Here is a 19,388-nt window from a genome sequence, read left to right as displayed (position 1 = left end):
TTATAGGGTCAGTCAACCTTCTCTAAAAGCTTTGAGTGTATGATGATCTAGCTTTACGTTATCTGATGCGCGCTTAATCCACACAGGATACTGTTATGGAAACAATGCAAGGCGGTAGAGAAAATGCCATCTATCGAAAAGGGAATTTGATATCTCGTCCTGCCAGTTATTGGACGATGACTATCCATCAGCTACTTACCTATCTTCATTCACGAGGCTTTACGGCATGCCCTAAAGCGGTTGGTATTGAGAAAGGAAAAGAGTGGGTTAGCTATGTCGAAGGAGAGACTGACAACTATCCATTGATTGGCAACATTGCTTCTGTTTCCGCGCTCCAATCTGCGGCAAAAATGTTACGCGATATGCACGATGCATCTGAGGGTTTCCTTAAGCAATATCAAAATGAAACGCTGCACTGGATGCTGCCACCACGAACACCACAAGAGGTGATTTGTCATGGTGATTTCATGCCATATAACGTGGCACTCCATGGAGAGTTTGTCGTTGGTGTGTTTGATTTTGATACGGCGCATCCGGCACCAAGAGTTTGGGATGTCGCTTTTTCGGTCTATGGTTGGGCACCATTTAAAACCGATGAGCACGATAAAATGGGCTGTTTGGAGCAACAAATTCAGCGTGCAAAACTCTTCTGTGACGCTTATGGGTGTTCGAGATTGGAACGGGAAGAGCTGGTGGAGGTGATGACACATCGACTCTCCGCATTAGTTGATTGTATGAGAGGGGTCGCAGCTCAAGGTGATGATAGGTTTCAAGCGAACCTAGAAGATTGCCATCATACCGCTTACCTCAACGATATCGAGTACCTAAGAAAACATAGACAAGTCATCACCCTAGGACTTTTAGGTTAGGGCTGGGTGATATCTTTAATGACATTGAATAACCACTGGTTTATCGGGGCTTGCTGTTGTGATCGACGACAGCTCATCACGTAGCGAACATCAAGCTCTAACCCGCCAGGAAGCGCGATACTTCGGCAGCCCTTAGGCACATGTCCACTCATGGTTATACCAAAATGATCCGTTTGTAGGAGCACTTTTTGAATCATCGCAGGGTGTTCAATTTCTACCTTAGGTGTGGTTCGGAACCCCATATGGTTGAGCCTTTCCAACAACGGGTATCGGTAGTCGTTCCATCCCGGCGTTTTGAAAAGTAAAAAGGGATAGTTTTCTAGCTCTTGGAAATGTTGAGCGGGATGCTCATCTCGAACAAAAAATACGGCTTTTCCTCGACCTAGTTCGTTTTGAATAATTGACTGCGGAAGATCCTCATCAAAATAATGAATCGCAATAGCGTTTTCACCCTCAGTTAATCGCTTTTTCGCGTCGCTCCCCCAACGTAAACAAGAGAACTTTGCTTTTGGGGCGTGTTTTAGTAATTCTAAGTAAAACTTGTCACCAAAGTAATCCCAAAACAATGTGTTCGCATAAATAGTGATCGAGCCGTCAAAATTAGCGGGTGAAAAACTCTGTGGTTTGATGGAATCAATACTGGTGAGGATTTGTTCAAAATGTGGCATGTTCGCCTCGACAAAAGCGGTCGGTTCAAAGCCATTTTTAGTCTGAATGAACAAAGGGTCATCGAGCTGCGCTTTCATTTTTGTCAGGTTTTTGCTGATTGATCCTGATGTCTTTCCGAGTGAATCTGCCACCAATCGGACGCTACGTAACTCATACATCCGTTTTAGTACCAATACGTTTTGAATGTCCAGATTAATGCTCATACATCGTCTCATTTGTCTTCTGCTGAGAAATCATATCTCTGGATTGCTGAACAAAAGACAACGTTCGGTCAATTTAAGCATGCTGTCGTATCTTATGGTTTATTGAAGGCGACGGTGGACAGCAAATAGGCTTGGTCATATCAATTTAGTGGTTTGGATTTCCATTTGGTAAATGATGACTTTCCTCGTATGAACACGTTTCTGTTGTTACAGTTTTTTCATCGAAAGAAAGTAAGAACAAAAACAGAGGTGACGTATGAAAAAATTAATCGCACTTAGTTTGATGGTTTGCTCAACAAACATAGCATTAGCTGGCGATGGGTCATACACGGGCACAATTGATATGACGATGGCTACGAAAAATCAGGTCGACGTCGAGCGCGCAGATTCTCAACTGACGCTGAAAGGTCGAAATGAAACGGCCTATGGCGGGGTAATCATCCAAACGGATGCTGCTACACAAAAAATTGAACTTCGTGGTCGACGTGATTAATCGAACATGTTGTTGTTAAGAAAATGCCGCGAATATCGCGGCATTTTTTATATTTTGAGATAGGTAAATCATCAAACTCAGCTTTGAACTTCAACCCCAGCTTCGATCTCGACTGGTTGCGCTTGAGTATCGCTTTCTTTCGCCGCATCAAGCATCTTGCGAATAATGAGTGACGCTGCCATTGCGATAGCGACCATCACGACAGCAAGGACAGTGAGTAATTGGAAATAATCACCATATACGTTTTGTACAATGTCTTGTGTGATGGTCTGTCCTTTCTCTAACGCGATAGAGGTTGAAAATGCAGCACCAATAATACCGCTCAATGCGATTGCCACAGAAAATAGGCTAACAGAGAAGTTTTCGATGTGCTTCGGCGCGACGGAAAGAATAAACGCTACGACCATCGAACCCACGATGACTTCTGCAATCGCCTGGAAGAAGTGAATAGCGAGAAAGATTTCTGGCATGATCACGACATCTTCACCCACGGTAGTCACGGCAAACGTCAAGATACCAAACGCTATCGCGGTCAGTACAAATGCCAAGGCGATTTTTGTCGCGGTAGAGAGGTAGATATCGCGCTTTTCCAGCAACCCAAAAAAGCCAGCTACGATAGGACCACCAACCATACACCAAAGCGGGTTCATTGCCATTGCTGCTTCTGGTTCGAGCGGAATAAAACCAAATAGAGAGCCTTTTAATGTGTTGATAGCAACCATGTTCATCGAGGTCATCATTTGTCCGTAGTAAACAAAGAAACAGGTTGTCAGCAAGGTCACAATTAAGATGGTCCCCATCTTCAAAGACTCAGCTTTGCTTGCTTTAAGCATCAGAGATATGAAGTATGCGATCGCCGCCCCTCCGATGGCGTATACGATATTTTGGCCAATATCCATGTTTGAAAACATGAAAAATACCAACGCGATCATTGCCAATGAAATCAATGCAAAAAGTACCCAGTTTTTTAAACTTACGGTTTTTTGATCAAGCTCAGAGGCTACGCCAACAAGATCTTTGCGGAATACCAATAGCATGATCAATGCCGCTGCTGCCATAACAGCAGAGATGGTAAAACCGCCATTAAAGCCGATCACAAGGACAATCATTGGGAACAAATATTGACCTAAAAAGGCGCCAACATTATTCACTGAATAATTGATTGGGTATCCTTTTTCAAAATTTTCTTGTGATTTGAACGTTCGTTTATAGAGGCTAGGGTAAGAGGGTGACATCAGGCCGCGGCCATAACTGGCGAGCGCAATACCACACATTGAAAGTGGAACGTTAGAAGCAGAAGCCCCCAACACGAGTAATACGTAACCGGATGCAAAAGCGAAATATGCGATAGAAAGTGAGCGATAAGCGCCTAAAAACTTATCTGCAATAAAGCCGCCCGCGATCGCGAAAAGTGGCCCGATCGCCGAAAAAGCACCAACGATCATCATCGTATCGGCTTCGTTGTAATTTAGATCCTCTAGAAAAAATCGAGTTAGACTTACTAATACACCGTAAAATGATAAGCCAAACATCATTTGGCAGAACATCATGGATTTATTGAGTTTATTCCACATAATTTTGTACTCACATTAGCGGAGGAAGGTAGGTATTGTTATTTCTATTAAATAGTAATGAAACGAAAGATTGAGTATTGAAATAATTGTCGCATAACGTGGAAATGCTGCACTATATTTTCTAATGCTTATATGGCTAAATGCTAATGTGTTGTTCTAGATAAATTTGAATAAAGCAGTGCTTAATTCTATTTTTGTTTAATTTTGTTGTATTTGTTACTGATTGGAGCTAATGGGGTTTTATAGGATTACGGCAAATAAAAAGAGGTCTTGCGAGAAAGGAAATTGCTGACGAAGTGCATCGCCAGCAATGATATAGCGGGCTTATTTGACTATTCGCATGGCGGTGCCATATGAATGACGGCCAAGCCACCTAAGGAAGTTTCACGGTATTTTTTGTTCATATCTTTACCAGTTTGATACATGGTTTCGATAACTTTATCTAATGAAATAAGGCATTTGCTCGTGCGCTTTAATGCCATACGTGAGGCATTAATGGCTTTCATTGCGCCCATGGCATTTCTTTCAATGCAAGGCACTTGAACCAAGCCGCCGATCGGGTCACAAGTCATTCCTAATGAATGCTCCATCGCAATTTCCGCGGCTATACAAATCTGCTCGTTACTGCCGCCTCTGAGCGCCGTTAAACCAGCGGCTGCCATGGATGAAGAAACCCCGACCTCTCCCTGACAACCCACTTCGGCGCCGGAAATTGACGCGTTAGTTTTATATAAGATGCCGATAGCGCCAGCGACTGCGAGAAAATCTTTCAGCTGTTTAATATCAAGCTCTTTGATGAAGCGATGGTAGTACATCAATACCGCCGGAATCACCCCTGCAGCGCCATTAGTTGGAGAAGTAACGACTTGTCCGCCAGCTGCATTTTCTTCGCTAACCGCAAAGGCAAAGAGGTTAATCCAATCCATGATCTCCATTGGATCATTCTCAACTGCAGCGTTGGCTTCGAGCTTTTTCAAAAGGTTTGGTGCACGACGAGTGACATTGAGACCACCTTCTAAAATCCCTTCCGTATCGAAACCACGTTGCATGCAGAGCGACATCACTTTCCAAATTTGTTCTGCTCTTTGGCTAATTTCTTCATCTGAGCGGAATGCCAGTTCGTTTTGTAGAATCATACCTCCCAAACTAAAACCGTTAGTCTCGGCTTTTTCCAGCATCTCATCCGCTGATGTGAAAGGAAATGGTACCGCGACTTCATCTTGTTGCGTGCCGTTTTCTAGTTCGTCAGCGGTGGCGATGAATCCGCCTCCGATGGAATAATAAATTTCAAACGCCACTTGGTCTCCCGCAGCGTCTAGTGCGGTAATCGTCATTCCGTTTTCATGCAGGGGAAGGTTGTCACTATGAAAGACGATGTCATGGTCGTAGCTAAACTCAATCTGGTGCGTACCAGCGAGTAGCAGCGTGTTGTTGTCTATAGTATTTTGTAGCGCACTTTTAGCGCTACTCATTTTGATGGTATCGGGTTTATTTCCCATCAAACCAAGGACAGTGGCTCGGTCTGTGTGGTGCCCTCTACCAGTGAGCGATAATGAGCCATAAAGGTCCACTTGCACCCGATGCACTTTCGCCATAGAGTCGCTAACTAGTTGAGTGAAATGGAATCCGGCAAGCATAGGACCATTAGTGTGGGAGCTAGAAGGCCCGACACCAATCTTAAATATATCGAAAATCGACAGCATAATTGACTTCCTTTAGCAGTGAACCTTTATAAAGGTCTCTAGAACAGTGTTGTTAACTAGATGTTAAAGCCTGTAGGCCGGGAGTGAAAGAAGATTTTTGTAACACTGCCAACTAAGCGCGAGATTTTGAAATGAAGTTAGACAATGTGGTCATCGTTTTAGGTAAACGCCTCGTCAATAGCAGATTGACCGTTGAGGGGGTAACAAGAGTCGAAGCCTTATCTAATGCGATTGCGTCATTGCCGACAGAGCGAACGGCGATTATTTTTTGTGGTGGATTAACGCAAGGCCAATGCATTTCTGAAGCAGATGCAATGTACAGTTATTTTAAATCTCTAAATGCGGCCGCTGTGCATCCGTTCCCTGAACATCAAATACTTTTAGAAAATCGATCTTTGAATACGTTCCAGAACATGCGTTACGCTTCTCGCGTTTTGTGTGATAGTGGTTTGTTCCAGTTATGGTCAGCGCGTTCGGTTGAGGTCACCTTGTTGTCGAATGACTACCACCTTGAGCGAATCATAGAAATCCAAACCTTGATGGATGAGCAGGGATTATTACGAGTACTAAAATCTGAGTGCGCATCCATGGGCGTTACTCTCAACTTACCATTGGATATCAACAAACATATCAGCGTACCATACCCACATAAAGGGCCTATGGCAGCGGCATTTTTATTACTGGATGAACTCACGACTTACCGAGTTTATTTAGAAGGGGTCAAGCAGGGAGCATTTTTACGAGACTTATCGGTTGTCCGAAAGAAGCCGCTTATGATCGCGAGACATGCCATTCAGCAATTGCTCGCTTTACCACTCGATAAAGATAGTTTGCAACAGATTGAAGACATGAAAAAGGCCATCGAAATGACGGCCTTGGATGAATCTGTAGGAGCTGCGGAACAAGCGTTAAGGATCGTTCATCCGATATTAACTGCATTGAACCGCCGCTTGGATCCTGAGTCTATTCACTAAGTTCGCGTTTTGTGCGGACTGCGCTCAATGCGATCAAACAGTAGCAAAGGAGTTCCATGCCTTCTTCTGAAATATTTTTAACATCACGGATGTAGTTCTCGTCCATCACTTGTTGCCAAAAACTGCCCATGCCATACAAGCGAGAGAAGACCAACAATAGCATCACGGCACCAATTAACAGTTTCATGTGGGGAACCGTTAAGATGGTCGCCATTTCGTTCATGGTACCTTTACCACCTTGGTAAGCTTTGGCGCAAGCCAGTGCGGTGACAGCGAGCGCAGGGAAAACCCAAGAACCATGACGAATCATGTCTGTCCAATAGTCTGTTTCACGAATAATGAGCACCGCGAAAAAGCCGGCAATCAAAATGGCCGCATGCTTTAGCTGAGGCTGTTGTTTAGATAGGCTGAAAAATGACCACGATGCAATCGCGAGCATCACAAGCTGGAGTGTTTCTGTTATGGAAAGCTCACCAAGGCTTGAACCCAACACGACATAATCAAGGCGAAGACTGAGGTTAACGAGAATACTGATAGCGACAATCATCAATGCGCTTAAACTCGATTTATAAATGATGCGCTTTGACTCTTCAGTAACAACGTTGCTTGGGGCTGACTCGGCTTCTTTTACTATTTGTGTTTTCATCTTGCTCACCTGTTCCAGAAAATGTGGAAGAAATGTGAATTAGTGTGATCTGTGTTTGGGATTTTATTGTCCAAGTGGAAAGCTATGTCAGAGGAATGTCAAGAATAGAACACTGTTCGATATAGTGTCGATATGCGGTAAAGTCAGAGGTATGTAAAAATGAAGTGAGAAAGTTTTGATAAATCAAATAAAAAAGGAGCCTAAAGGCTCCTAAGTGATAGAGGGAATCTGACGTGTCGACAAAAAAATTTAGTAGTCGCCACTCTCACTTTCTTTATGATTGTCGCGATAGTATTCCCATTGCTCGACACGGTTATCGTCAGACAGCACGCAGTAAGTCACACGTTCGCCATTTTCCGAAACGGTATCCAACTCACCACCTTGCTGAACACAGTAAACGGCTGCAGGATTTGCGACGGAGGTATATTCAGTCGAGCGAGTGGCACCTTCGTAAGTTGAACAACCAGCCAGTACCAACGTTGCAGCCATAGCCATCATTAAATTTGTCTTTTTCATTCTTTATCTCCGCATGGGGTGGGCGAGTATTGTATTGATTATAGGCAACTTTCAGAGATTATTGTCTTATCGATGTTAAAAGTAAGAGGGACGTATAAGAATTTAGATATTCTCATCTTTTACTGGTTATCACGTCACACTTCTATTTGTTGCGGATTGTTACGAAGGTTAGAACCGTTGCGTTCAAACCAATGTCTTGAACGCATTTGGACCGACAACGATGATTTAAAGCGTGAAGTTCGGTAATATGCGCGCAAAACATGACAGTGGTATTTTCGATGAGACACTTAAAATCGACCGTTCATCCGGACATTGAGCACTTGGACGACAAAATTATTTTCCAGCGCAATGCGGCACGCGCCATCGTACTAGATGGTGAAGATGTGTTGTTGCTCTATACAGAGCGTTACCATGACTACACTTTGCCTGGTGGTGGTATTGATGATGGTGAAGATGTGATTGCTGGACTAGTTCGTGAACTAGAAGAAGAAACCGGCGCGCAGAATATCCATGGTATTAAGCCTTTCGGGATCTTTGAGGAATTTCGTCCTTGGTACAAAGACGACGCTGACGTAATGCACATGGTGTCGTATTGCTATACATGTAAAATCGATCGTGAGTTAGGCGAAACGGCTTATGAAGACTATGAAGTTAAAAATGGAATGCGTCCAGTATGGATGAACATTCACGAAGCGATAGCGCACAATGAAAAGACCATGGCAGAAAGCCCGAAAAAAGGCATGAGCATCGAGCGCGAAACGTTTTTGCTTCAGTTGATTTCTAAAGAATTACTATAAATAACTTAGCTTGCCTCATAGTGACTTACCCACTCATTGTTCTGTTGATAGGTCAGCTTTTAAATCGATAAAAAAAGTCCGGACTCCCCCCCGGAACCCGGACTTATTCCAGACGCGCAAGCGAAGCGTCATCTTGATATTTTAAATTTGTTTCGAACTATGAAAACAATAGCTGTTTTACATTTAGTGTGTAAATAATTATTAGGTCCAACCATTGGTTTTCATGTTTTTTGCAAACGCAATGTGACGCATATCTACCCAATTGGCAAGCGCAATTTGGGTACCTTTTAATAAACCACGACTCTTTCTTATCTTTGAGATACCTTACCTCAACTTTTTTGCACACGTTTGCATAGAGATCACGAGTTTTCAAATTGGCCGAACACGATCTTGTAATTTTACGTTTTTCTGACATTGGATTTTGTCGTGATTTTTATCACAAATTGACCAACGGAGGTAGTGGACTAAAGTCGATCAGCGGTTGCGAAACCATCGGAGCATCTGAAGCAAATAAGAGTAAAGGCTGAAATGATGAGGATTGTAACTGACCGATATCTATCAACTTTTCCAGCGCGAAGAATCGACTAACGTATTGGCGAGTCTCTTTAGGTAGTGTGAGCTTCTGGAAGTCGTTACTGCCAGCTCGCTGAATAGCGCGTGCGACACGCCCTTCGCCTGTATTGTAGGCCGCTAATGTCAGCGCCATGTTTTGATCGAATTTGTTGTATAAAAACGTCAGATACTTGAGTGCTGCAGCTGTGCTTGCTTCTGTATCAAAGCGATCGTCTTGTTTTGTATCTACAGTCAACCCGAATCGTTGAGCTGTTGCTGGTATCAGTTGCCAAAGTCCGGCGGCGTTGGCATGAGAAACGGCTTTGGGGTTGTAAGAGGATTCCAACATTGGCACTAAGGCTAGACTCTTTGGTAAAGAGTGGCTTTGCAGTTGTTTGAAAATATGATGAATCACCAGGCTGGATGAATCGAGACGCTTGGCGATTTGTGGCTTGTATGGGGCTAAAACTTGATATTGCGTTTGAATATCAGCTGGGCTTGGTTTCGCCTGACTGGTGATTGAAAAGCAGGATAGTAAGGCGATAAAAATAAAAAGGCCTACAGTACTCAGCCGAGATGGCGACTGAATCTGTAGGCAAGACGAACATCGTTTAGAACGATTTATCTTCATAAGTGTGTTGCACAGGTTGTTTGAGTTGACTGACCAACTCATGGAACGCCGCAGAGCTGTGGCCATTGCCCTGATTGTATTGTTGGCACTGACTTACCAACGTTTCCAATAGCGCCCATTGTTTTCTAGCTTGCATACCTATTTGGGCAGGCAAAGCATTGAAAATTCGTTTTACGCTGGCGTCATTACACGCTAACCCCAGCTCTCGCATACACTGGCTTCTATCACTGGCTGAGCGACTAAGTTTATTGAGTATTGGCATTTGTTTCTGAACATTGTTGCTCAGTGCCTCACCATCAAACTTTAAGTACAACGTTTTTTGCTGTTGAAGCAAAGGGATAAGTTGTTGATAGAGCTTGATATCCTCAGGTATTGAGCGAATAAATTGTTGAATTCGCTGCGATACTGCGCTTGCCATGATCTCTTCCTAGTGTGTTATTACTCGTGACCTGTATGGAATTGCATGATCGCCTTTGATAGTGCTTTGGTATCTAGGCTAAGTTCGCCACGCGCTAATGCGTTACGTACTTGTTCTACTTTTTCCATATCAATATCAGGTAGTGATGCCATTTCAGCTTGAGCGCGATCTATCGCTACGGTATTCGCTTGAAATGCAGGCTCGTGTACCTTGCTCTGTTCGACGACGTCGACAGGCTGTTTGCTTGCTTGCTGTAATTTTGTTTGTGGGACATGACCGCCCGCGACTTTGTCGATTTTCATGCTGTGGTCCTCATCATCATGTTCTAAATTAAGTAGGCGGTTAGGATGTGATAAACATTAAATATTTTTTTTGTACTCGAAGTTCAGCGTTACTGACGAGAGCCAAAATTAAAAAATGTTACTCTGAGTCCAAAATCAAAATTGAGTATGAACTTGGTTTAACCCGGTTACGACAGCTCTAATGACCTTGCCAGAACTTAGGTTTTCTACTTCAATTTGTTGCCCTTTCGCACCATCTTCTAAGGCGACTCCTTTCGTGCTGGCGCTAAATCCATTTTTGCTCGCAATCACTATGACTTCATTGCCTTTTTCGATTAAAGGTGGAGCAGATAAATTGGATGGGTTGACCACTTGCCCTGCACGTAAACGGCGAGAGGTTTCTAAGCCTATTGCTTGTCCTGGGCGAGTATAAAAATCGTCTTGTCGCGAGATGGTGCGCGTTTCCAGTTTAACGTGCTTGGCAGTCACAACTTCATTTCGACCGACCGTGGTTGTGGCAACCAAGACAGGCAGTGTCAGAGAAGATTTTATCGTGACGTTAATTCGCCAGGGTGAAGCGATGTCATCGCAACTTACTGAGCGCTTAAGGTTTCCAACTGGCAACGCTTGATTGTCGCGACCAGTGATGACCAGAGGCGATTCACACTCAGGTAGGTGATTCGCCGAGCCTGGTACCCACATGTCGAAATCCAGTTGGTATTCTCCCCACTGGTTAGAGTGAGCATTTTGGGCCACTTCTTGTTTGAAATGCTCTGCTACAACGGATTTTATCTCCTCAACGCTTAGGGTTCTGCCAGAGGTGTTGGCGAAAGTTTGTCCTGGTATTAGAGCAAGCAGAGTTAGCATTAATGTTGAGGAAGTAAGCACTTTCCCCTTGCTTTTAATGCTTTCCGTGAGCCGGAAGTTTGGCTTCCATCCTTGTTTGTAAATCATTGATATATATAGCTATTTTTTATGGCACGCATCTTGTTTGTATGTTGGCGTATTCGAGCCAACTGTAAGGAAGATGCATGGCGATCACATTTGAAAATGCTTTAGGTGTACATCCAAAGGCACTTAATTTTCGCGTTCAGCGTACCAAAGTCCTTGCCAGTAACCTAGCAAATGTTGACACCCCTGGGTATTTGGCGAAAGACCTAAGTTTCACCACCGTAATGAACCAGGTGGCTGCGGGCGGTGTGAACAAACCAGTGCCTAAGTTTCAGGTTCAGGCCCAATACTCGGTGCCTTACCAGAACAGCAAAGATGGCAACACTGTAGAACTGGGTGTTGAACAAGCGAAATTCACGCAAAACAACATGGACTTTCAAACTAGCCTGACGTTTCTCAACATGAAATTTAATGGCTTAACGAAAGCGATTGAGGGACGTTAATTATGTCATTCACTGATATTTACTCGATCACTGGATCCGCGATGACGGCACAAACTGTGCGTCTTAACACGGTCGCCAGTAACTTAGCTAACGCGGACGCGGTGTCTGCAAATCCAGATGACGCTTATAAAGCGCTGAAGCCCGTATTCGCGACTGTGTACCAAAAAGCGCAGCTGACAACGGAAAACGGGGTTTATCCCAATGCTGAAGTTCGCATTGTTGACGTTGTGAAAAATGCGGGAGAAGCCGAGAAACGCTTTGAGCCAAACAACCCGTTGGCCAATGGTGAAGGTTATGTGTATTACCCAGATATCGATGTCGTGGCTGAAATGGCAGACATGATGTCAGCGACACGTAGCTTCGAAACCAATGTTGAAGTGTTATCAAATGTGAAAAGTATGCAGCAAGGTCTGCTTAGATTAGGGCAGGGCAGTTAATGAGTCTCGCACAATATACACCTTTATCGTCTGATGCTCCTGTGAGCACTAAAGCAAAAGAGAACAATGGCATTGCACCAAATCCTAAAGATATGAACAGTGCTTCTTCATTAGAGAACGAATTCATTTCTTTGATGGTGGCGCAGATCCAAAACCAAGATCCACTTAACCCACTTGATGGCACGGAATACGTTGGTCAGTTGGCTCAATTCTCTCAAGTTCAAAGTACCGAGAATATGTCCAAGACAATGCAACAGAGCATGATTCTCCTAGACAACATGCAAGTGCTATCGACAGCGGGGCTCGTCGGACAAACTGTTTACGTCAACTCCAAAGAATTTGAGCTTGGTGAAGGCGTACAGAACGGAAAAATCGAACTCGCTCATAGCTCAAACCAAGTGACGTTAGTTGTGAAAGATGAGTTTGGTCAATCTACTAAAGTGCCATTAGGTGCTCACGGCAAAGGTGACGTCGACTTTTCAATTAATCCTGAAGAACTTGGTCTTAAACCAGGCAAATACTCAGTGGCAGTAGAAGTGCAAGAAGGGCAAGCAAGTCCAAATGTGCTCATGGCTGGCACTGTTGAGCAAGTGCGTATTCCAAATACTGGCGGCGCAGCATTAGTCAATGTCCATGGCGTTGGCAACGTTCCTTTCTATCAAATCACTCAGTTTGGTGCTTAACCAAATAGGGAAATCAGAGGTCTTTTTATGAGTTTTAACATCGCACTAAGTGGTCTGGACGCGACCAACACAGAGCTAAACACAATCAGTCACAACATTGCCAACGCATCAACGTATGGTTTTAAAGGTGGCCGCACAGAATTCTCCGCAGTATACAACGGCATGCAACCTGGTGGTGTAGAAGTCGCGTCAATTTCACAGAACTTCGACAAAGACGGCAGTATCTCAGGAACTGGCCGTGCGATGGACTTGGCGATCAACGGTGGCGGATTCTTTGTCACTAAAGACAACATGGGTCAAACGCTATACACGCGTTCAGGTGTATTCGCGACAGATAAAGATAACTTTGTTACAGCTAACAGTGGCGCAAAACTGCAAGGTTACAGTGTGGATAGCAACAACAACCTGATGACAGGCTCTGTGGGCAATATCCAAGTATCTACGTCATCACTGAATGCAAAAGCGACAGACGGTCTTGATTTTGTTGCAAACTTTGATGCAAGTGCGTCTGCCATTGATAAAACGGTAACGCCGTTTAATCCGGACGATCCAAACTCATTCAATTCGTCTTACACCACAAAAGTCTATGACTCGCTGGGTAACTCGCACACGGTAACCCAGTACTTCACTAAGACCGCTTCTAACTCTTGGGAAGTGAATGTTCAAGTGGATGGTGGCGCAACACCAGTGACAACGGTACCAGTAACGTTTGACAAAGACGGTTCGCTTTCTTCACCGACGGCTCCGTTTAATGTTTCATTCCCTGCGGCAGGCGCAAATGCGATGAGTGTCGACATTAACTTAAAAGGCAGCACGCAGTTTGGTGCGAAATTCGGCGTAAGTACTAACAGCCCGAACGGTTACACATCCGGTGAGCTTGCAGGAGTACGCGTTGAAGGTAATGGCATGGTTTACGCGACCTACACTAACGGCCAATCACAGCTGCAAGGTCAAGTTGTACTTGCAGACTTCGCCAACACACAAGGTTTAGCAAAAGTGAGTGGTACGGCGTGGACTCAAAGCTTTAGCTCTGGTGCGCCAATCACGGGTGTCCCTGGTTCAGGTACGTTGGGTGATTTAACCCCAGGTGCGCTAGAAGGTTCTAACGTTGACCTAACCAGTGAGCTTGTGGCGCTTATGACCGCACAGCGTAACTACCAAGCAAACGCGAAAACCATCTCTACCAGCGACAAGCTAACTCAAGCTTTGTTTAACGCGGTGTAATGGGAGTTTTGCATGGATAGCTTGTTATTTACTGCAACGTCAGGTGCGAGTCGAGTTCTTAAGGCTCAGCACGTGCGTTCAAACAACTTATCAAACGCTGATACTGCTGGCTTTCGAGCGGATATGGAGCGCGTGCGCAGTGTAGAAATGCAAGGCCCAGGTTTTGATGGTCGCACTATGGTTGTGACCAACTCTGCCTCAACGCGCTTTGATTCTGGCGACATTATGAAAACGGGACGCCCGTTGGATGTCGCCATTATGGGTGAGGGTTATCTTGCTGTTGAAACTCCTGCGGGTAACGAAGCGTACACGCGAGCGGGCAATATCCAAGTCGACACTTTTGGTGCCATGACCATCAATGGTTTTCCTGTTCTTGGTGAAAATGGGCCTTTGGTTGTGCCTGATTATCAAAAGATTGAAATCAGCGAGCGTGGTCAAGTATCCGTGATTCCACCAGGTGGTGGCGCAGAAATCGTCGCGGGAACGTTGAAGTTGGTTAAACCAGAAATGAACCAACTTCAAAAAGAGAGTGACAGCCTACTGCACAGTGTAGATGGCGTGCCATTCGCTGCCGATGAAACCGTGCAACTTTCTCCTGAGCACATCGAGGGCAGTAACGTATCTGCCATTGATGAGTTGATTAGCGTGATGTCGTTAACGCGTAACTTCGAGATGCAAGTTCGCATGATGAAAACGGCCGAGACGTTGGCACAAGCTGGTAATAAATTAATGGCGGCGAGATAAGTCTCGCCCCGCAAGGAGTAATAAAAAATGCATTCAGCATTATGGGTAAGTAAAACAGGCATGGCAGCGCAGGACACGAAAATGACTGCCATTTCTAACAACCTAGCGAACGTAAATACAGTTGGCTTTAAGCGTGACCGAGTTGTATTCGAAGACCTTTTCTACAGCATTCAGCGTCAACCTGGTGCTCAAGTAGACCAAGTTAACGAGTTGCCAAGTGGTATTCAGCTAGGTAGCGGTGTTCGCGTAGTTGGCACGCAAAAAGTGTTTACGCAAGGTAACACTCAAAATACAACACAAGAGTTGGACCTTGCCGTTATGGGACAGGGTTTCTTTCAAATCGAAAACTCGGATGGACAGATCATGTACACACGTAATGGTCAGTTCCATGTCAACTCTGAAGGCTTGATGGTTAATAGCCAAGGCTTGCCGTTAGAGCCACAAATTCAGATCCCAGATAATGCCTCTTCATTCTCTGTTGGTGTTGATGGCACGGTAACAACAACGACGGCGGACGATCCAACGCCACAGCAGCTTGGTCAAATCACGCTCGCAAAATTCATTAACCCAGCAGGCTTAGAGGCCGTGGGTGGTAACTTGTTCCGTGAAACGGAAGCCAGCGGCCCGGCAGATGAACTGATTGCTGGTGAAGATGGCGCAGGCCTCATCAAGCAAGGTGCATTGGAAGGTTCAAACGTACAAGTAGTGGAAGAGATGGTCGACATGATCACGACTCAACGTGCGTATGAGATGAATGCGAAAGTGGTCTCTGCTGCAGATGACATGCTGAAGTTTGTTTCGCAATCAATGTAAGTATGAAATTGGTGATGATGAAGGAAAAAGCAATGAAATGGCTTTCTAAGAGTTGGGCAGTAGCCGCCGTGTTGCTGGTGGGATGTGCCGGCCGTCAGGAATTTATTCCGCCTGAGCCAAATGCCGAGGAATACGCACCACCAATGCTCGATTACACGTTGCCGGAAACCCAGTCTGGTAGCCTTTATCGTCACCAATACACGATGACCCTGTTTCAGGATCGTCGTGCTTACCGAGTTGGCGATGTGTTAACGGTTCAACTATCAGAAGAAACCTCATCGAGCAAAAAAGCGGGTACGAAGTTTGGCAAAAGCTCAGCGGTTAATTTCGCGGCGCCGACCATAGGAACGAAAACGTTCGATGAGTTAGGGGTTAGTGTCGATGGCAGCCGCAACTTTGATGGCAGCGCTTCAAGCTCACAGGGTAACAAGCTGCAAGGTGCTATCACCGTAACGGTACACGAGGTGTTACCTAATGGTGTATTGCGTATCAGTGGCGAAAAATGGCTGCGCCTAAACCAGGGAGATGAGTTTATTCGTCTCACTGGCATTGTTCGTGTGGATGATATTAATCGCAGCAACCAAGTTTCTTCTCAACGAATTGCTGATGCACGAATTACTTACGCAGGTCGCGGAGCTCTGGCTGACAGCAACGCAGCCGGATGGCTAACTCAATTCTTCAACAGCCCATGGGTACCTTTCTAATGAAGACAATGCAATCTTTCTTTACGTCTTTCCTATTGGTGTTGACCTTGGGATTACCAACCACTTCACATGCTGAAGTGGAAATTCCGATCATGGACTTGGTCGATGTGCGCGGCATTCGAGAAAACCAATTGGTCGGTTATGGTTTGGTGGTTGGCTTAGCTGGCCAGGGTGACCGAAACCAAGTGAAATTTACTTCTCAATCTATCACCAACATGCTCCGTCAGTTTGGGGTTCAAATTGATGACAGTATGAACCCTAAGCTACGAAATGTGGCTTCTGTGAGCGTGACAGCAACCGTTGATCCAATGGCGGGCCCCGGACAAACTTTGGACGTGGTCGTGTCTTCAATTGGTGACGCGAAAAGCCTCCGTGGCGGTACGCTATTGTTGACGCCTTTACGCGGTATTGATGGTGAAGTGTATGCCATTGCACAAGGAAACGTCGTGGTGGGCGGTTTATCAGCAGAAGGGCGAAGTGGCTCCAAAGTCGAAGTTAATACGCCAACGGCAGGTCGCGTCCCGAATGGTGCGACGTTAGAGAGAGAAATCAAAACTGATTTCAACCAGCGTGATGAAGTCACCTTAAACCTGCGTAAACCAAGCTTCACGACGGCAAAAAATATCGCGCGTGAAATTAACAATACTTTTGGGCCTAACGTTGCTGTTGCGATCAATAAAGCGCGCATTGATATGCGTGCACCAAAAGATACCCAACAGCGCGTAGTGATGATGTCGATGCTTGAAGAAATGAGCGTCGTGGAAGGCCGCAAGCCAGCTCGAATTGTCTTTAACTCTCGCACGGGAACGGTCGTGATCGGTAAGAGTGTCAAAGTGAGTGAGGCAGCAGTGAGCCATGGCAACTTAACCGTGCGAATTTCTGAATCACAACAAGTCAGTCAGCCAAATGCGTTTGCAAATGGCGATACGAAAGTCGTTAACCAAACGGATCTTGATGTGAACGAAGATTTAGCTCAAATGGTGATTTGGCCTCCAGGCACGGAGCTCAACACTATTGTGACTGCGGTAAACAGCTTAGGTGCCACACCTACTGACTTAATGTCTATCCTGCAAGCACTGAGCGAAGCGGGTGCATTGAACGCTGAATTGGTCGTGATTTAAGGAGTTAAGGATGAAACTAGACAGTACCAATGAACAAACTCAACTGAATTCGATGCTGTATCACGACAACAGCGCACTTGCCAATATCAAGCAGAGTCGAGATCAGGAAGGCGCGCTTGAAGTAGTGGCGGGTCAATTTGAGGCGATGTTTTTACAAATGGTGCTGCGTCAAATGCGCAGCAGCAGCGATGTTCTAGCGGATAAAGACAGCCCGTTTGCGAGTCAACAGCAAGGTGTTTTCCGCGATATGTACGATGGGCAACTGGCAATGGAACTGGCAAAAAAGCAGAGCTCTGGCATTGCCAATATGCTCATCCAGCAACTTAGCCCCTCTATGCGCGAAGTCGCCTTTGATGCTGCGCGTAACATCTCATCTGCAAACGATGGTAAAGGTGCGAATTCTGAATCTATCTCACAGCTTGATGCTAACGAGATTGAGGGGAACTCAAGCTTATTTAATACCGCCTCTCAAGCCGTCGCCTCTGTAAAACAGGTGCTCGGTGAGGCCGGTATGACTACCGCGTTTTCTCAGCCGTTGATCAGGAAAATGGAGCTGTAAATGAACCTAGTTAATATTGCCCTTTCAGGTTTAGGCGCGAACCGCGTGGCCTTAGACGTAACGGCACAAAACGTGGCGAACGTGAATACTGTGGGCTACAGTCGTCAACAAGCGTTGATGGCATCAGTCGATGACGGAAAAGCTAATCGCTTAAGCCCTGGTTTAGGGGTAGAGGTCACCAGCATTCGCCGCGTTACAGACCAATTTCTGATTAAGCAAACGTGGTCAACTAACAGTATGGCGGCGTACGCTTCTGGTTACACCAGCAACATGAGCCAATTGGAAAATACGCTAGGGGCCGATGGCTTCAGTATTTCTGCTGGTTTGGACTCTCTAAACGCTGCGCTTAACGATGCCACGGTTAAGCCTGAGTCGATCCCTTACCGTCAACAAATCATCAACGAATCTGAAGCGTTGGCACGCCGCTTTAATACGCTGACCGAGTCTTTGCACAATCAACATAAAGATATGAGCGATCAGCGTAATGCGGCACTCAACCACGCGAATAGCCTCATGGAAAACATCGCGAAGGTAAACAAGCAGCTGGTTGAAATGCAAGGAACAGGCGGCAACCCATCGCAACTTATGGATGAACGAGATAAATTGATCGGCGAGTTATCTCAAACCATCGAAATCAGAACAACAGAACAGCCTGACGGCAGTGTTCAAGTGACGTTGACCTCTGGTCAGCCACTTGTGATGGGCACGGACCATGGCAAACTCGCAGCCGTTCCAGACCCTAGTGACCCTTACGTAGCAGACTTACACGTAACATTCTCAAGCCAAAGTTTTGCGATTGGTGACTCTCTTGGTGGCAAATTAGGTGCGATTAATGATTATCAAACCGATGTATTAAAACCAAACCAATTGGCTTTGAATGACATGGCGAAAGCGTTAGCGGATGAATACAACGCTGTGCTCGCTACTGGACAAGATTTAAATGGTAACCCAGGTAAACCATTGTTCAGTTACGACCCTGCCAACCCAGCGGCAAGTTTGGATATCACTGAGTTAACTCCAAGTGAGCTTGCTTTTTCAAGTGATGGTACGCCAGGTAATGCGGATGTGTTGCAGTCGTTGATTAATTTAAGCAACAAGCCTGTTTCTGTGACTGGCTATGGCTCTGTGAGCTTGAATGACGCATTCAGTTCTATGGTGGGTCAAACCGCGATTAAAGCACGCCAAGCAGACGCCGATTACCAAGCTAAGTTAGCCATGAACAAGCAAGCACATGCGGCTCGTGACAATGTGAGTGCCGTTAACAGTGATGAAGAAGCGGCTAACTTAATGACGTTTGCTAATGCACACAATGCCAACATGAAAGTGATCAGCACAGCGAATCAGCTGTTCGATTCTGTATTGCAGTTATTCTAAAGGAAACCC

23 protein-coding genes are annotated in these 19,388 nt (G+C 45.4%); 14 read left to right on the top strand and 9 right to left on the bottom strand.

Features of this window, described 5'->3' with window-relative positions:
• Window positions 1-95 precede the first annotated feature (95 nt).
• On the top strand, window positions 96-869 hold the full coding sequence (locus tag B7360_RS08830; RefSeq protein ID WP_085343325.1) for a phosphotransferase enzyme family protein: 774 nt from the start codon (window positions 96-98) through the stop codon (window positions 867-869).
• Here the strand turns inward: B7360_RS08830 and B7360_RS08825 are convergent.
• Window positions 866-1,741, bottom strand: a complete 876-nt coding sequence (locus B7360_RS08825) for a LysR family transcriptional regulator (RefSeq protein WP_085343324.1) — start codon at window positions 1,739-1,741, stop codon at window positions 866-868. The two genes, B7360_RS08830 and B7360_RS08825, sit on opposite strands and share 4 nt — an antisense overlap.
• Window positions 1,742-1,997: 256 nt before the next feature.
• On the opposite strand from B7360_RS08825, the gene B7360_RS08820 reads away from it, so the two are divergent.
• A complete protein-coding gene (locus tag B7360_RS08820) occupies window positions 1,998-2,234 on the top strand; it encodes a hypothetical protein (protein WP_085343323.1) in 237 nt (78 codons plus the stop codon).
• Between the two features lie 77 nt (window positions 2,235-2,311).
• Here B7360_RS08820 and B7360_RS08815 read toward each other — a convergent pair whose 3' ends face one another.
• Window positions 2,312-3,808 (bottom strand): peptide MFS transporter, encoded by a 1,497-nt coding sequence (locus tag B7360_RS08815; protein ID WP_085343322.1) that lies wholly within the window; start codon window positions 3,806-3,808, stop codon window positions 2,312-2,314.
• Between the two features lie 332 nt (window positions 3,809-4,140).
• Window positions 4,141-5,511, bottom strand: a complete 1,371-nt coding sequence (locus B7360_RS08810) for an L-serine ammonia-lyase (RefSeq protein WP_005395319.1) — start codon at window positions 5,509-5,511, stop codon at window positions 4,141-4,143.
• 131 nt (window positions 5,512-5,642) lie between these two features.
• On the opposite strand from B7360_RS08810, the gene B7360_RS08805 reads away from it, so the two are divergent.
• A complete protein-coding gene (locus B7360_RS08805; protein ID WP_085343321.1) occupies window positions 5,643-6,485 on the top strand; it encodes a YdcF family protein in 843 nt (280 codons plus the stop codon).
• Here the strand turns inward: B7360_RS08805 and B7360_RS08800 are convergent.
• Both B7360_RS08800 and B7360_RS08795 read right to left on the bottom strand, forming a co-directional pair.
• Complete coding sequence (locus B7360_RS08800; RefSeq protein WP_085343320.1) at window positions 6,475-7,131, bottom strand: hypothetical protein; 657 nt, start codon at window positions 7,129-7,131, stop codon at window positions 6,475-6,477. The genes B7360_RS08805 and B7360_RS08800 overlap by 11 nt on opposite strands.
• Window positions 7,132-7,380: 249 nt before the next feature.
• On the bottom strand, window positions 7,381-7,647 hold the full coding sequence (locus tag B7360_RS08795; RefSeq protein WP_005395313.1) for a DUF333 domain-containing protein: 267 nt from the start codon (window positions 7,645-7,647) through the stop codon (window positions 7,381-7,383).
• A 278-nt stretch (window positions 7,648-7,925) separates the two neighbouring features.
• Here B7360_RS08795 and B7360_RS08790 point away from each other — a divergent pair, with 278 nt between their 5' ends.
• On the top strand, window positions 7,926-8,444 hold the full coding sequence (locus B7360_RS08790; protein ID WP_005395311.1) for an NUDIX hydrolase: 519 nt from the start codon (window positions 7,926-7,928) through the stop codon (window positions 8,442-8,444).
• Between the two features lie 436 nt (window positions 8,445-8,880).
• On the opposite strand, the gene B7360_RS08785 is transcribed toward B7360_RS08790, so the two are convergent.
• The 4 genes from B7360_RS08785 to flgA form a co-directional block, all read right to left on the bottom strand.
• On the bottom strand, window positions 8,881-9,627 hold the full coding sequence (locus B7360_RS08785; protein WP_085343319.1) for a lytic transglycosylase domain-containing protein: 747 nt from the start codon (window positions 9,625-9,627) through the stop codon (window positions 8,881-8,883).
• Window positions 9,608-10,045 carry a flagellar export chaperone FlgN gene (flgN, locus tag B7360_RS08780; RefSeq protein WP_085343318.1) on the bottom strand — a complete coding sequence of 146 codons (438 nt, stop codon included), beginning with the start codon at window positions 10,043-10,045 and terminating at the stop codon, window positions 9,608-9,610. The genes B7360_RS08785 and flgN overlap by 20 nt, the downstream gene beginning before the upstream one ends.
• Before the next feature lie 20 nt (window positions 10,046-10,065).
• Entirely contained in the window at window positions 10,066-10,347 is a 282-nt protein-coding gene (flgM, locus tag B7360_RS08775) for a flagellar biosynthesis anti-sigma factor FlgM (protein WP_085343317.1), read from the bottom strand.
• A gap of 135 nt (window positions 10,348-10,482) precedes the next feature.
• Window positions 10,483-11,280 carry a flagellar basal body P-ring formation chaperone FlgA gene (gene flgA / locus B7360_RS08770; protein WP_006741306.1) on the bottom strand — a complete coding sequence of 266 codons (798 nt, stop codon included), beginning with the start codon at window positions 11,278-11,280 and terminating at the stop codon, window positions 10,483-10,485.
• Between the two features lie 77 nt (window positions 11,281-11,357).
• On the opposite strand from flgA, the gene flgB reads away from it, so the two are divergent.
• Genes flgB through flgK form a run of 10 tightly spaced genes read left to right on the top strand, consistent with a single transcriptional unit; the run spans window position 11,358 to window position 19,379 of the window.
• Window positions 11,358-11,720 carry a flagellar basal body rod protein FlgB gene (flgB, locus tag B7360_RS08765; RefSeq protein WP_085343316.1) on the top strand — a complete coding sequence of 121 codons (363 nt, stop codon included), beginning with the start codon at window positions 11,358-11,360 and terminating at the stop codon, window positions 11,718-11,720.
• Window positions 11,721-11,722: 2 nt separating this feature from the next.
• The gene (gene flgC, locus B7360_RS08760; protein WP_005395305.1) at window positions 11,723-12,157 is read left to right on the top strand and encodes a flagellar basal body rod protein FlgC; all 435 of its coding nucleotides are present in this window, start codon (window positions 11,723-11,725) and stop codon (window positions 12,155-12,157) included.
• Window positions 12,157-12,840 carry a flagellar hook assembly protein FlgD gene (gene flgD / locus B7360_RS08755; protein WP_005395303.1) on the top strand — a complete coding sequence of 228 codons (684 nt, stop codon included), beginning with the start codon at window positions 12,157-12,159 and terminating at the stop codon, window positions 12,838-12,840. Before flgC ends, flgD begins: the two co-directional genes overlap by 1 nt.
• Before the next feature lie 27 nt (window positions 12,841-12,867).
• Window positions 12,868-14,064: a flagellar hook protein FlgE gene (flgE, locus tag B7360_RS08750; RefSeq protein WP_005395301.1), complete on the top strand. Its 1,197-nt coding sequence runs from the start codon at window positions 12,868-12,870 to the stop codon at window positions 14,062-14,064.
• Between the two features lie 12 nt (window positions 14,065-14,076).
• Window positions 14,077-14,808, top strand: coding sequence for a flagellar basal-body rod protein FlgF (flgF, locus tag B7360_RS08745; protein ID WP_006741308.1), 732 nt, complete (start codon window positions 14,077-14,079; stop codon window positions 14,806-14,808).
• A gap of 27 nt (window positions 14,809-14,835) precedes the next feature.
• Window positions 14,836-15,621, top strand: a complete 786-nt coding sequence (gene flgG / locus B7360_RS08740; RefSeq protein WP_005395297.1) for a flagellar basal-body rod protein FlgG — start codon at window positions 14,836-14,838, stop codon at window positions 15,619-15,621.
• A gap of 32 nt (window positions 15,622-15,653) precedes the next feature.
• The gene (gene flgH, locus B7360_RS08735) at window positions 15,654-16,325 is read left to right on the top strand and encodes a flagellar basal body L-ring protein FlgH (protein ID WP_085343315.1); all 672 of its coding nucleotides are present in this window, start codon (window positions 15,654-15,656) and stop codon (window positions 16,323-16,325) included.
• On the top strand, window positions 16,325-17,446 hold the full coding sequence (locus B7360_RS08730; RefSeq protein ID WP_031780462.1) for a flagellar basal body P-ring protein FlgI: 1,122 nt from the start codon (window positions 16,325-16,327) through the stop codon (window positions 17,444-17,446). Before flgH ends, B7360_RS08730 begins: the two co-directional genes overlap by 1 nt.
• 10 nt (window positions 17,447-17,456) lie before the next feature.
• Entirely contained in the window at window positions 17,457-18,005 is a 549-nt protein-coding gene (locus B7360_RS08725; protein ID WP_005395292.1) for a rod-binding protein, read from the top strand.
• Window positions 18,006-19,379 (top strand): flagellar hook-associated protein FlgK, encoded by a 1,374-nt coding sequence (gene flgK / locus B7360_RS08720; protein ID WP_085343314.1) that lies wholly within the window; start codon window positions 18,006-18,008, stop codon window positions 19,377-19,379. It abuts the gene before it with no gap.
• The last annotated feature ends 9 nt before the right edge of the window (window positions 19,380-19,388 follow it).

The sequence above is a fragment of the Vibrio sp. ArtGut-C1 genome, from assembly GCF_002105475.1.
In the GTDB taxonomy this organism is placed as follows: Bacteria; Pseudomonadota; Gammaproteobacteria; order Enterobacterales; family Vibrionaceae; genus Vibrio; species Vibrio diabolicus.
Note: the sequence above shows the minus strand (reverse complement) of the source record. Positions and strands in the feature narration are given on the sequence as shown.

Excerpts from the sequence above, each read along its gene's own strand:
- flgD (WP_005395303.1), top strand. The coding sequence starts at position 12,157 with ATGAGTCTCGCACAATATACACCTTTATCGTCTGATGCTCCTGTGAGC.
- flgH (WP_085343315.1), top strand. The coding sequence starts at position 15,654 with ATGAAATGGCTTTCTAAGAGTTGGGCAGTAGCCGCCGTGTTGCTGGTG.
- B7360_RS08815 (WP_085343322.1), bottom strand. The coding sequence starts at position 3,808 with ATGTGGAATAAACTCAATAAATCCATGATGTTCTGCCAAATGATGTTT.
- B7360_RS08820 (WP_085343323.1), top strand. The coding sequence starts at position 1,998 with ATGAAAAAATTAATCGCACTTAGTTTGATGGTTTGCTCAACAAACATA.
- B7360_RS08790 (WP_005395311.1), top strand. The coding sequence starts at position 7,926 with ATGAGACACTTAAAATCGACCGTTCATCCGGACATTGAGCACTTGGAC.
- B7360_RS08825 (WP_085343324.1), bottom strand. The coding sequence starts at position 1,741 with ATGAGCATTAATCTGGACATTCAAAACGTATTGGTACTAAAACGGATG.
- B7360_RS08805 (WP_085343321.1), top strand. The coding sequence starts at position 5,643 with ATGAAGTTAGACAATGTGGTCATCGTTTTAGGTAAACGCCTCGTCAAT.
- flgA (WP_006741306.1), bottom strand. The coding sequence starts at position 11,280 with ATGATTTACAAACAAGGATGGAAGCCAAACTTCCGGCTCACGGAAAGC.
- flgN (WP_085343318.1), bottom strand. The coding sequence starts at position 10,045 with ATGGCAAGCGCAGTATCGCAGCGAATTCAACAATTTATTCGCTCAATA.
- B7360_RS08785 (WP_085343319.1), bottom strand. The coding sequence starts at position 9,627 with ATGAAGATAAATCGTTCTAAACGATGTTCGTCTTGCCTACAGATTCAG.
- B7360_RS08730 (WP_031780462.1), top strand. The coding sequence starts at position 16,325 with ATGAAGACAATGCAATCTTTCTTTACGTCTTTCCTATTGGTGTTGACC.
- flgM (WP_085343317.1), bottom strand. The coding sequence starts at position 10,347 with ATGAAAATCGACAAAGTCGCGGGCGGTCATGTCCCACAAACAAAATTA.
- flgB (WP_085343316.1), top strand. The coding sequence starts at position 11,358 with ATGGCGATCACATTTGAAAATGCTTTAGGTGTACATCCAAAGGCACTT.
- B7360_RS08795 (WP_005395313.1), bottom strand. The coding sequence starts at position 7,647 with ATGAAAAAGACAAATTTAATGATGGCTATGGCTGCAACGTTGGTACTG.
- B7360_RS08810 (WP_005395319.1), bottom strand. The coding sequence starts at position 5,511 with ATGCTGTCGATTTTCGATATATTTAAGATTGGTGTCGGGCCTTCTAGC.
- B7360_RS08830 (WP_085343325.1), top strand. The coding sequence starts at position 96 with ATGGAAACAATGCAAGGCGGTAGAGAAAATGCCATCTATCGAAAAGGG.
- flgC (WP_005395305.1), top strand. The coding sequence starts at position 11,723 with ATGTCATTCACTGATATTTACTCGATCACTGGATCCGCGATGACGGCA.
- B7360_RS08800 (WP_085343320.1), bottom strand. The coding sequence starts at position 7,131 with ATGAAAACACAAATAGTAAAAGAAGCCGAGTCAGCCCCAAGCAACGTT.
- flgF (WP_006741308.1), top strand. The coding sequence starts at position 14,077 with ATGGATAGCTTGTTATTTACTGCAACGTCAGGTGCGAGTCGAGTTCTT.
- flgG (WP_005395297.1), top strand. The coding sequence starts at position 14,836 with ATGCATTCAGCATTATGGGTAAGTAAAACAGGCATGGCAGCGCAGGAC.
- B7360_RS08725 (WP_005395292.1), top strand. The coding sequence starts at position 17,457 with ATGAAACTAGACAGTACCAATGAACAAACTCAACTGAATTCGATGCTG.
- flgE (WP_005395301.1), top strand. The coding sequence starts at position 12,868 with ATGAGTTTTAACATCGCACTAAGTGGTCTGGACGCGACCAACACAGAG.
- flgK (WP_085343314.1), top strand. The coding sequence starts at position 18,006 with ATGAACCTAGTTAATATTGCCCTTTCAGGTTTAGGCGCGAACCGCGTG.